This window comes from Micromonospora sp. BS32, assembly GCF_059089345.1.
The window spans coordinates 1-10,437 of the sequence record NZ_JBSSHR010000040.1 but is presented as its reverse complement, the minus strand read 5'-3'; the positions used below and the strand labels follow the sequence as shown (position 1 = coordinate 10,437).

The window sequence follows — 10,437 nt, the reverse complement described above, 5'->3', positions numbered from 1 at the left end:
GCGGAACGCTTATGCGGGTCCACGCCGATGATGACCTGAGCCATCCTGTCCTCCCTCGATCCGACGGTGTTCGTCGACGGGAGGGCAGCGCTACCTTGAGCCGGGCAGTCCCCTGACTTGTCTACTGGAGTCAGACGCGAGGGTCTGCAGCCCGTAGCGTCAGGGCACCGGTTGGCACTGGCTCGCAAACCCCTTGCCGCCTCCGGGTTGGCTCATCAAGAGCGTGCCACCGCTGGCCGGCGCCCGGCCGTGGTGTGGCTCAACAGAGGCGTGCACAAGGTTCCGCAAGTCAGGCTGCCCACCACGGCGCAACTCCCCTCCGCCGGGTGAAAGGACCCTGACCGTCGTGATCACAATCGGCATCGACCCTCACAAGTCCTCCCTGACCGCCGTCGCGTTGGACCCCACCGGCCAGCACCTGGCCACCAGACGCGTCACCGTCAACGCTGGGGCATACAAGACGTTGACCACCTGGGCGGCCCGCTGGCCGCAACGACGCTTCGCCGTCGAGGGGGCGGCAGGCCTGGGCCGCGGCATCGCCCAACTCCTGGCCGCCGCCGGCGAAGACGTTGTGGATGTGCCCGCCACCCTCGCCGCCCGCGCCCGACTGCTGGACACCGGCGGTGCCCGCAAGAGCGACCCCGCCGACGCGGCCAGCGTCGCGCACGCCGCCATGCGCCACAAGCGGCTGCGCACCGTCGTAGCCGAAGACCACAGCACCCAGCTGCGCCTGCTCTCCGAGCGCCGTGACGACCTGGCCAGCGAACGAGTACGAGTCCTCAACCGACTGCACGTGCTGCTGCGTGACCTGATCCCCGGCGGCGCGGCGCCGGATCTCACCGCCGAGAAGGCCGCCACGCTGCTCCGCGGCGTGCGCCCGATCAGCGCCACCGACACCTGCCGACGCGACCTTGCCCGCGACCTCCTAGCCGACCTGCGCCGCCTGGACCGGCAGCTGGACACCAACCAGGCCCAGACCCGCCAAACCCTCGCCGAGACCCACTCCACCATCACCAACGTCCACGGGGTCGCGCACATCCTTGCCGGGAAGATCCTCGGCCACGTCGGTGACGTCACGCGCTTCCCGACCGCTGACCACTTCGCCAGCTACACCGGCACCGCACCGCTGGAGGCATCCAGCGGCGAACGCCGCCGGCACCGGCTCAACCCCACCGGCAACCGCCAGCTCAACACTGCCATCCATACCATCGCGGTGTGCCAGGCCCGCGACCCCGGCCCCGGCCGCGTCTACTACCTCCGCAAGATCAGCGAGGGCAAGACCCCCGCCGAGGCCCGACGAGCACTCAAACGACGCCTCACCAACGTCCTCTACCGACAACTTCTCAAAGATCAACAAAAGCAACCCGCCGCCACCCCTTGACACACAGAGGCGCTCTTGAGCCTCTCTCCGCCGCGGTGACCGGCGGGACGCACGCCAGATGAGAGCCACACCAACCTGCGGTGGGCGGCCGCGATGAGAGCGACCCCACCGGTCACCTCGACCAAGCCTGGCCGGGCTGCGGTCGTACCACCAGCTAACAGGTAGCCGCGAACCGCGCGCTACGGCCTGTTACGGCAAGCGGATCGCCTCGGCGGCGGGTCGTGCCGATGCGCGAAAGACGGTCATCCTCGATGACGACGTTCGTAGGCGCGGATAACTCGAAGCGTGGGATCCGCGCTCTCTGACGTGCGCAGCCGATCGGTCAGAAGGAAATCGGGCAAGGTGAACCCGGCCGCATGCTCGTGCTCGGACAGCACGAACGTTCCGCCCTGCTTCTCAGGCTGCCACCCGTGCTTCAGGGCGTAGCTGATGACGGCTCGTACGTCGGCCGATGCCGGATAGGCGCCGTCGGTCGCGCATGCCCCCCACGGTGCCGGCCAAGCGACCGACAGCAGATCCGCCTGGAGTGCCTGGCTCGTCTTCCCAGCGCCCCAGACCCGCAGGCGAATGCACCGGTGGCAATCACCGCTGCCCTGCACGTGATGAATCGCCGCGCGCCACACGAAGGTCCGCGCATCGATTCGCAGCTGCCGCAGTCGAGTCCGCACGTGGGTCACCTCGCGGTCGATCTTTCCCGATCCGCGGATGCCAGCCAACGTATTTGCCCGTGACACGTGCCGCCGATCGGGTTGCCATGGTGTGCACGCTCATGGCCGCGGAGCGTGCGGGACGTGCGACCTTGCTGCGGCTGGCGCAGACTGCGATCGAGCAGCCTTCCGCAGGCTCCGCCTGCGGCATAGCGGGAGCGCTACCTCGACCTACTGATCGGCTCTGCTCAGATGTGGGTTCAACGAGTCGGTGCCGTCATCGAGGTCACCGACGAGTGAGTCCGGGGCACGCATGCGCCACGCGTCGGTGACGAGCTCCTTCAGACGATCGACGCTCACCTGCGTCAACCGCAGCATGACGAGGGGCAACCCGTCATACGCGGGCGTGGTGAAGAAAACCTCGGGCTCGCCGAGGAGTAATGCCTGCTTCTCCGCTTCGTCGCCCACGTATAGCACCGCGATATCGGTCCGGATGCGGCGCGACGTACCGGGTCTGCCCTCGGGGTAGGACCAGATGAACCCTTTGTCGGCGACCCGGAAGTCGAAGCCCTCACTGTCGATCTCGACCACGTGAGGCAGCGCCAGCGCCAGCTGACGGACATCGTCGGCGTCAGCCATCGAGGTCGCTCCAGGACACCGCCACCTGCATCCGTACACCCTAACCACGGTGTCGCTCCGCCGGCTCACAGGAGTCGACAGCGAGACGACCGGCCGGTAGCGACAGAGCCACCTGCGGGCGGTTCTTCTGCCGCAGGCAGAGCTTCACGCCCCACCCAGGCTGCCGGCCGGGCAGGAGGAATCGGGGAGCGGGATGGGAGCAGACGCGTGCACCAAACGGCAGCCAACTGCACCCAACGGCGCCGAACAGCACTCAACGGCACCCGCACCCACCTGCGCTTCTGCGTTTCCGCAGGTCAGAGTCGGTGCGGCGTCCTGCTTCACACGGAGTACTCAGCCGTATTGCGCAGCAGTCGACGGCACTCTATGTCGCCTGGTAGGGGAGTATAGGCAGCTCAGAGCGGTAAAGAGCTTGTGGCGGATCGCGCCTTACAGGTGGGTGCAGATTGGGTGCAGGTTGGCGAAGTAGTCACTGCGCACGAAGTGCTCACCGAGCCGGAGCGGTGCGGAGGGCTTTGAGCTGCGGCGATGTGGACGAGCGACTCAGCGTGACCTCCCAGAGAAGACCGAAGAGGTCAGCGGCCCGACGACCGGGGCGGCGAGGTAGCGAGTGGATGGCCGAGGCAGGCTGGCGGCGTGGCCTGGTGATAGGTGTCGTTCTCTGCGATCGTCTGCCTGACAGTCCCGGCAGCTGTCCTATTCGCTGGAGAATCAATCCCAACCGCACCGGCCCGGCCTGGGGCTCCTGCTCGGTGACCTCTTCGGCGGATGCGGGAGATCATTGGAAACTCCACAGGAACAGATGGAAGGTGTCCTCGCCGCAGGTGAGCCAGGTGCCGTCGCCGAGCGCCATCGGGTCGTCCGACACCGGCTTCGGATACTCCACCTGGCTGATGATGTTCCCCCGTGCCGTGTCGATCAGCCAGTGCCGTGGCTGCTCGTGCCTCTCGCTGATGCTCGCGATGACCGTGTGCTCGTTGACGAAGCCGCACTGGTAGCCCCAGAAGAGCTCTTCCTCGGCGTCTGGCGGCGTTTGAGGCCGGGGGTCGGCGGTGATCTCGTGGGTCACCGCGCCGTCGGGAAGGCGATGGATCGCAGGCTCCAATCCCCAGTGAGACATAGTGAGGAACCGCGTCCCGCAGGGGCTGACGTCAACGAGGCAGCGGTCGTCATCCCCGATGCGGGTGACGGTGAGTCGAGTGCCGTCCCATTGACCCCACAGCAGCGGGACACCGTCCTGACCCTCGCCGACGCTGAGGCCCATCTGCCCGGGGTCGGGGTGGGGGATGTGGTGGGAGCCGGCGGCTGCGGTGTCGGTCGACGCTCGTCCCAGGACGCGGCCGTCAGCGGCGTCGAGCACGAGCCACTCCTCGTCGAGTTCCGACTCGACATCATCGGGCAGCGGTGTACGTACGTGAGCCCAGACCGTCGAGCCGTCGGCGCTGATCCAGCAGGAGCCCGAATCGGGGTGGCGATGTTTCTTGTCGTCCGCGTACTCCTGGTAGGAGTCGTGGTGCGACAAGCAGGACGGGGCCCAGCACGCGTGACGTACCCTCCAGCGCAGCACGCCGGCGGCGTCGACCGCGTGTAGTGCGTGCTGGCCGCTGAAGACCGCCAGGTCGAGGGTGGGGCTGACCGCATCGATGCCGCCGGCTCGGCGGGGCCAGGGTGCCGGGAACCGGGCTGCGGGATCGTCGTCGCCAGCGACGAGCCGGACGAGGTCGTATGCCAACAGTTCGTCGTCGCGGCGGATCACGACGAGACGGCGGTGCGGCCACCGCTGGACGGCGGGCGTGTCCGCGGTGTGATCGAAACCGGGTACGCGAGCAGCGTTCGCCGGGACGCGAAAGGACGCCATAAGGCGAGGGGTGATGGGCACCCGTGCATCCTGCCAGCCCGCTCACGGCGGGCGCGGTCGGCGACAGCCGCCTCAGCGAGCCCTCTTCGTCGCTTGCTTGCGGGGCGGGGTCAACAGGTCGGCTCTGGCCGCGACCGCGGACGGCGCCACCCGGTACTACGCCCAGACTCCGCGCTTTCCGCGCTCGAGCAGGCCGGCCTCGGTGAGGATCCGTAGGTGATGACTCACCGTCAGCTCTTCGGCGGCCCCGAAGGCTTCAGCGCTCATGGGTCGCGTTGGGTCAGTCTGTGATGTCCTAAACTGCCGATGTCTTGCCGCATCGACGTATGGCTCTGGGCCCTCCCGTGCTGACGCCGACATGGATCCCGATAGCTGAGACTCGAATCCCACGGCCAACCCTCTGGCCAGGGCTTCCTGGGCGGTGACCTCTTCGGCGAGTCCGAGGAGGTCACCGGGCTGCCTAGAATTGAGTGAGCTTCAAGTTCTTGCCGATCGTCATCGGCGGTGGGGCAACGGTTCGTATCGCCCCAGCGACACCACCTGATCAACCCCGGCCGGCCCATCGGAGCCCGCCCGTGGCTCTCACCCGGGCTCACCGAAACCACGCTGCGCCGCGCCCCCGCCCTCGCCGTCTGGGCGGGGCACCCGGATACCGCCCAGGACCGGGATGAATTGCGGGAGTGGACGGACGAGCGTGGCCGGCTCCGTCGAACCGGGTCCGTCGAACGATCGCCTGCGGCAGTCGGTCGACGAGTTGAACCGGTCCTTGCATGCAGCGGCGCCCGGTGCTGCGGCTGCACCTAGCCGACGATCGGCGGGCAGCAGGCGGTCAGCCTTCCCGGTAGGCGGGCAGCCCGAGCGCGGTGCGGACTCTGCCGGCCTCCCTGGCTCCGCTGTGCGCCGCTGCTGCGCGGATCTCCCGCATCAGCGCGTCGGCGTCCGCCGCCTCGCCGGCTCGCCGCCAATGCCGTAACGCGACGTCATTCTCCTTGAGGAGTGCGCCTATCGGCGCCCGGACCTCTGCCGGCCAGACCGTCTCGCGCAGCTCAACCGCGTGCGCCGCGTTCGTCCGGGCCACGTCGGCGGCTAGCGTACGGACCGTCCGCCACGGCTTCCCGGCGTTGACCGCGTCCTCCAGCTCTTCCAACGCGGTGTTGTACGGCGCCACGATCGCCAGGTAGCGGCTCTTCGCCTCAGCAGGCGTCAGCGCGGCCGGGGTGGTCGGCGCGGTGCTCTGCCAAACCGGGGCTGGAGCTTGCGGGTCGACCTGTTCGCCTCCACCGCACCCGGCGAGCAGCACGATCAGGGTCAGGACGGCCGTCCAGCGACGCACGGAAACTTCCCATCTGTCGAGTTCCGATACACCGGGAGTCTAGGGGCGCACCTGCCCGAGCGACTACCCAGCGACGGCGGCGCCGCCGGTGAGAAGTTGAACGCGGATCCCTTCACCGGCAACCGGTACGCCTTCGGCGGCGGTAGCCCGATCAGCAACGTCGAGGTGGATGGCCACTTCTTCAACATCACGGAGGCCGGGCTGGGTGCCTCGCCGGTGTGGGCTCCGTTGCGTTGAGCGTTGGCAAGATCGAGGCAGGCTTGAGCAGTGACGTCGTCGATCCGGCCTGGCCCGTGGCTGCCTCCGAAGTCGGCGTTCGCCGGGTTCCGGTTCCCGCCGGAGGTGATCGTGGTCGCGGTCCGCTGGTACCTGCGGTACAACCTGTCCTATCGCGACGTTGAGGAGCTGCTGGTCGAACGCGGCGTGGAGGTTGATCACGTCACCGTCTACCGGTGGGTGCAGCGGTTCACCCCACTGCTGGCCGACGCCGCCCGCTTCTGCAGGCACTCACCAGGCGACAGGTGGTTCGTTGATGAGACGTACGTCAAGGTCAACGGGGTTTGGCGGTACGTGTACCGGGCGGTCGACCAGTACGGGCAGGTCATCGACGCGCTCGTCTCGGCCCGCCGCGACGCCGCCGCGGCCCGGCGATTCTTCCGCCGGGCGCTGTCGACGTTGAAGGCGACACCCGCAGAGGTGGTAACCGACGCCGCCGCGATCTACCCCGCCGTGCTCGACCAGCTGATCCCGTCCGCGTGGCATCACGTCGAGCAGTACGCCAACAATCCGATCGAGGCTGATCACAGCCAGCTCAAACAGCGGTTGAGACCGATGCGCGGGCTACGAACGAACAAGACAGCACAGGTAATCATCGCCAGCCACGCCTTCATGCAGAACCTCCGACGCGGACACTACGAACTCGCCGTCGACACCCCGCCCGCTCTGCGGGTCGCCGCTGCGTTCACCGAACTCGCCCACGCGATCTGACCGCGGACCCCGGGACGGGTTCAACACGTCCGCCGATCCGATAAGGCAACGGCGCCCCTTCGAGAAACTCGTTGCTGACGAACGGAGTGATGACCGGCACCGAGTCCACCGCAGTTAGGTCGACGTGGGGCGCTGCGCGCCCAGACCACCCGTCGAGGACCGGCAGGTCGAGCTGCCGCCATCGTTGCCTCACGGACGAGTGCTCGGCTTGACGGTCCATAGGAGCCGAAGCCCCGGTCTCCCTCGCGCTCTACTTCGGCTCCTACTTCGTCCAGGCCGCCGAGGATCTTCACTGGGTGCCGGCTGGTGCGCTGCACCGCAGGTTCTTCGGCTGGGCCCGAGGAGGCGATCACGCGACATCAGCAGTGTGAGGTCGACCCAAGGCGCGGTACTTGTGTTTCAACCGGCCCGGAGGATCCAGAACGCGAGCCGGTGCGCTCGGTGCGCGACGGCGATGGCCGCGACCATTGGCTTCTTGCCGGCGCCGATGAGGCGGCGCTTGTAGGCGGCGACGTCGGGGTGGTGCAGGGTGATCCCGACGCCCAGGGCGAGGATCGCCTGTCGCAGCTCGACCGAGCCGATCTTGCTGATGTGGACCTTGCCGGAGCGTCGCCCGGCCGACTCGTAGCTGGTCGGGGCCAGGCCGTAGTGGCGGCCGGGCAACTGGCGCAGGCGAAATGGGACTGGGTGTTTCTGTTCTCTCTTCCGCTCGCGCCGCCCTGCTCTAGGCTTCGTTCGGTTGCCGCAGGTGATAGGCGTGTTGCTGCCCACCGACACCAGCGCGGCGCGGCCTGACGACCAAGACGATTCACATTGGCCGACCCCAATCCGAGCGGCCGTTGGCCACGAACTACGGGGTAGAGGTGTACGCCATGAGCCACCAACCGCGGTCTGCCAAGCTCATCTCCCGCCGCATTGTCCTGGCGAGCATTGGAGCCGTCGCTGTCGCGGGACGAGCCCCACGTGCCATAGGGGCGACCCGCGATCGGCATCCTGAGGACTTCGATGCGTCCGTTCCGCTCGCCTGGTTCGACCTTGCGCTGGCGCTGACGCGGACGACGCCTGGCTTCACGCCGCCGGTGACGGCGCGCGCGTTGGGCTACGCGGGTGTGACGCTATACGAGGCCGTCGTTCCCGGATCCCGGCAGTACCGATCGCTCGCCTGGCAGTGGCCGGGTCTACGCGGGCTGCCTAGTGACGAGCGGGGTGACAACTGGCTGGTCGTGGCCAATGCCGCGCTCGCCGGCATCCTGCGCTCGCTGTACGCCAACACGAGTGCGGCCAACCTAGCCGCGATCGACGCATTGGAGGCCGAGCTCAGCGAGCGTGCACGCGGCCGCTCCTCCCATTCGGAGGTCGCCGCGTCGGCGCGGCGCGGTGCGCAGGTGGCGCGCGCGGTGTTTGACTGGTCTCGCGGGGACGGCGGCCACGAGGGCTATCTGCGCAACTTCCCGCCGGACTACGTGCCGCCCTCCGGCCCTGGGCTTTGGGTCCCCACCCCACCGGCGTTCCAGCCCGCGCTGCAGCCGAGATGGGGCGACAACCGCCCTCTGGTGTTGCTCGACGGCCGCAGTTGCGCACCCGACGATCCCACCCTCTACTCCGAGCAGCGACAGTCTGCCTTCTTCGGAGAGGCGCGGGAGGTGTACGACGCGGTCAACAACCGCACGCCGGAGCAGGAGGCGATCGCGCTCTTCTGGTCCGACGACCCGGGTGTGACGGCCAGTCCGCCGGGTCACTCGATCTCGGTAGCGACGCAGGTGCTGCGCCTCGAGGACGCGTCGCTGATGCTCGCCGCGGAGACTTATGCCAAGGTAGGCATGGCCGTGTGCGACGCATTCATCGTCTGCTGGAAGACGAAGTACATCTACAACCTGCTCCGCCCCGTCACGTACATCCAGCGGCTCATCGACCCGACCTGGTTGCCGCTGCTGAACACGCCGCCCTTCCCGGAGTACACGTCGGGCCACTCGGTACAGTCCGCCGCCGCGTTCGGTGTGCTCGCGGACCTGTTCGGTGACTCGTACTCCCTCGACGACCACACGCACGACAACCGGGGGCTCGCGCCGCGGCGTTTCGACTCGTTCAGTGCGGCCGCTGAGGAGGCGGCGTTATCCCGGTTGTACGGCGGCATTCATTTCCGCCCGGCGATCGAGCGCGGGCTTACGCAGGGACGATGCATCGCCGAGGCAGTCAACGGGCTGCCCGCGCGCCGCCTGAAGCGGCACGGACTCCGGCTGGGCACCCTGGGAACGCGGCGCGATCGAGCGTAATGGCCGTGAGCGTCTCGGCGACCATCCGAACCGCCCGATCCCGCAACTCACACGGATAGGGGGACTTCCGTGGCATGACTCATCCTCTCAATCGATTCTCCACGGAACCCGGGGTGGTTCACCCAGATGGGGGACCGCAACCTCGACTTCCACGAAGAACGGGACACGCTCCACCGGCAGTGCCTATCGTCTGATGGTCGATGAAGGAGGCAGCTATTGGCGGCCATCACGCCGCCCGCTGCAACACCGAAATCGCCCGTGAGTACGCGCAAAAGCTCTACGAACCCCATCTGCACTTTCCCATCACAGCGATCGAAAAGGCGCAATATGAACATCCGCAGGAAATCGGCTCGTGCCTTCATCTCTATCCCTCTTGCGTTGCTGCTCTCCATTTTGGGCACAGGGGTGGCGCACGCAGCAAGCACGAATGGTGCTGCTGGTCAGATGCCTGCTTTCTACGATGGTACGCAGTTCACCGTCAATATGAAAGAGATGCCGGACGATGCCTCGGCCGCACTGATCGCGCACAACAAGAGCATCAACACGATCTATGCAACGAACGACCTGGACGAGGAACAGGATTTCATTCCCGTGATCGATGCCATCCAGGGTGACGGGTTCAACCCCCTGTGGCTCCAAGTCCTCATCGAATTCACGGGATCTGATCCTCACCAGTTCACCTCCGACGAGCAGGTCCTGGCGGCTGCCGCCGCAGGGGAAATCACTCTCGATGTGACGGACGAGGTGTACCGCTGTTCAGTTGTTGGCCCGAAGAAGTAGCGTCGCACAATGAACCTGCCCGCCTCGCAAGCGGCGGGCAGGTTCCTGCGGCTCCTTCAGCCGTTGGACACCACGCCCGTCCGGGCCTGAGGGATCCAAGGCCCGGAACAGAGGTGTACTCGTTGATCAGAACAGTCACCTTGCCGCCGAGGAGTACGTCACCGGCTTCTTCGACACGGGATTGGAGCACCAGGGGAATGTGGGCGAGCCCTCTCCCGTACAGCAGCCGAGGACAGCAACCAACCGCACCGAGCCAGGCCACGAGCGACCGCAAGGAACCGTGTCACCTCGCGCGAGATTGCATCGGGACTGTAAAACGAACGGTGTATCTCCTGATCAAGGAGCAGCACCTGATGACGGATATCGTGATCACCGAGGTCGATACTGGCCAGGTGGCGAAGCGTGGACCGGCCGCGGCCGGTGGGAGACGGGGTCGACGATCAGCTCGTCGCCCAGGTGGTGGAACAGGCCCGCGCGGCGGGTCTGCAGCTCACCGGCGAGGGTGGGCTGCTGCAGCAGCTGACCAAGCGGGTCCTGGA

General features: G+C 67.3%; 10 protein-coding genes and 1 pseudogene. 5 read left to right on the top strand and 6 right to left on the bottom strand.

Going from position 1 to position 10,437, the window contains the following annotated elements; genetic code table 11:
• Nucleotides 1–346 precede the first annotated feature (346 nt).
• On the top strand, nt 347–1,381 hold the full coding sequence (locus AC5RWQ_RS30005; RefSeq protein ID WP_494285965.1) for an IS110 family RNA-guided transposase: 1,035 nt from the start codon (nt 347–349) through the stop codon (nt 1,379–1,381).
• A 242-nt stretch (nt 1,382–1,623) separates the two neighbouring features.
• Here AC5RWQ_RS30005 and AC5RWQ_RS30000 read toward each other — a convergent pair whose 3' ends face one another.
• The 5 genes and pseudogenes from AC5RWQ_RS30000 to AC5RWQ_RS29980 all read right to left on the bottom strand — a co-directional run bounded on the left by AC5RWQ_RS30000 (nt 1,624) and on the right by AC5RWQ_RS29980 (nt 5,858).
• Nucleotides 1,624–2,049 carry an integrase gene (locus tag AC5RWQ_RS30000; RefSeq protein WP_494285964.1) on the bottom strand — a complete coding sequence of 142 codons (426 nt, stop codon included), beginning with the start codon at nt 2,047–2,049 and terminating at the stop codon, nt 1,624–1,626.
• Nucleotides 2,050–2,259: 210 nt separating this feature from the next.
• Nucleotides 2,260–2,667 carry an MmcQ/YjbR family DNA-binding protein gene (locus tag AC5RWQ_RS29995; RefSeq protein WP_494285963.1) on the bottom strand — a complete coding sequence of 136 codons (408 nt, stop codon included), beginning with the start codon at nt 2,665–2,667 and terminating at the stop codon, nt 2,260–2,262.
• Between the two features lie 778 nt (nt 2,668–3,445).
• Complete coding sequence (locus AC5RWQ_RS29990) at nt 3,446–4,546, bottom strand: hypothetical protein (protein WP_494285962.1); 1,101 nt, start codon at nt 4,544–4,546, stop codon at nt 3,446–3,448.
• A 51-nt stretch (nt 4,547–4,597) separates the two neighbouring features.
• Nucleotides 4,598–4,756: pseudogene (locus AC5RWQ_RS29985) on the bottom strand (ArsR/SmtB family transcription factor); the annotation flags it as partial.
• Between the two features lie 598 nt (nt 4,757–5,354).
• Nucleotides 5,355–5,858, bottom strand: a complete 504-nt coding sequence (locus AC5RWQ_RS29980) for a hypothetical protein (protein ID WP_494285961.1) — start codon at nt 5,856–5,858, stop codon at nt 5,355–5,357.
• Between the two features lie 96 nt (nt 5,859–5,954).
• On the opposite strand from AC5RWQ_RS29980, the gene AC5RWQ_RS29975 reads away from it, so the two are divergent.
• Nucleotides 5,955–6,095: a hypothetical protein gene (locus AC5RWQ_RS29975; RefSeq protein ID WP_494285960.1), complete on the top strand. Its 141-nt coding sequence runs from the start codon at nt 5,955–5,957 to the stop codon at nt 6,093–6,095.
• 60 nt (nt 6,096–6,155) lie between these two features.
• Nucleotides 6,156–6,845: an IS6 family transposase gene (locus AC5RWQ_RS29970; RefSeq protein ID WP_494285966.1), complete on the top strand. Its 690-nt coding sequence runs from the start codon at nt 6,156–6,158 to the stop codon at nt 6,843–6,845.
• A 399-nt stretch (nt 6,846–7,244) separates the two neighbouring features.
• On the opposite strand, the gene AC5RWQ_RS29965 is transcribed toward AC5RWQ_RS29970, so the two are convergent.
• Nucleotides 7,245–7,508 (bottom strand): transposase, encoded by a 264-nt coding sequence (locus AC5RWQ_RS29965; protein WP_494285959.1) that lies wholly within the window; start codon nt 7,506–7,508, stop codon nt 7,245–7,247.
• A 209-nt stretch (nt 7,509–7,717) separates the two neighbouring features.
• On the opposite strand from AC5RWQ_RS29965, the gene AC5RWQ_RS29960 reads away from it, so the two are divergent.
• Nucleotides 7,718–9,118, top strand: coding sequence for a vanadium-dependent haloperoxidase (locus AC5RWQ_RS29960; RefSeq protein ID WP_494285958.1), 1,401 nt, complete (start codon nt 7,718–7,720; stop codon nt 9,116–9,118).
• A 327-nt stretch (nt 9,119–9,445) separates the two neighbouring features.
• On the top strand, nt 9,446–9,898 hold the full coding sequence (locus AC5RWQ_RS29955) for a hypothetical protein (RefSeq protein WP_494285957.1): 453 nt from the start codon (nt 9,446–9,448) through the stop codon (nt 9,896–9,898).
• Nucleotides 9,899–10,437: the final 539 nt, after the last annotated feature.